The sequence below is a fragment of the Psychrobacter sp. 1Y4 genome (assembly GCF_051847555.1).
In genome coordinates this window covers 1-537 of the sequence record NZ_JBPYDE010001069.1, presented here as the reverse complement: position 1 = coordinate 537, position 537 = coordinate 1, and the positions used below count along the sequence as shown (strand labels likewise).

Sequence of the window (537 nt, the reverse complement as noted above, 5' to 3'; positions counted from 1 at the left end):
TCACCTCTATTGGCAATGAGCAATTTTTTTATCATGGGTTCATCCTTGTCGAAGCATCAGTTATTGACTGAGTTTTGATATCTAGCATCCTATTATGTGACTTTGATGCGATACGTATATCAAAAACCAGCCATAATGAAATAAAGTATGGCAAATATCGTTACGCTTTATAACGTATGACAGGTTGGCCGAACTGTACGACTTCAGAATTATCTACCAAGATTTCGTCAACAATACCACTTTGAGTCGCTTCAAGAGGGTTCATGATTTTCATAGCTTCGATAATACCTAGAGTATCACCCGCTTGAACTTTTTGACCAACTTTTACAAATGGTGGGTCGTTAGGACTTGGCGCTGAATAGAAAACACCAACCATAGGCGAGTTTTCGACGCTACCCGCTTTTTCCGCAGGTTTTCCTTCAGCAGCAATAGGCGCTGCGCTAGCAGTTGGCGCTGCCATCATGGCTGGTGCAGGCGCATCATAATGACGAGTTAAGCTAATATGCTCGTCGTCTGAACTGATTTCTAAATTAACCA

Annotated in this window: 1 protein-coding gene; it reads right to left on the bottom strand. The window is 41.9% G+C overall.

From position 1 onward, the window contains the following. Positions 1–160 precede the first annotated feature (160 nt). The coding region (locus ACS8FC_RS20460) for an acetyl-CoA carboxylase biotin carboxyl carrier protein (protein WP_439298133.1) at positions 161–537 on the bottom strand (377 nt) is incomplete at its 5' end.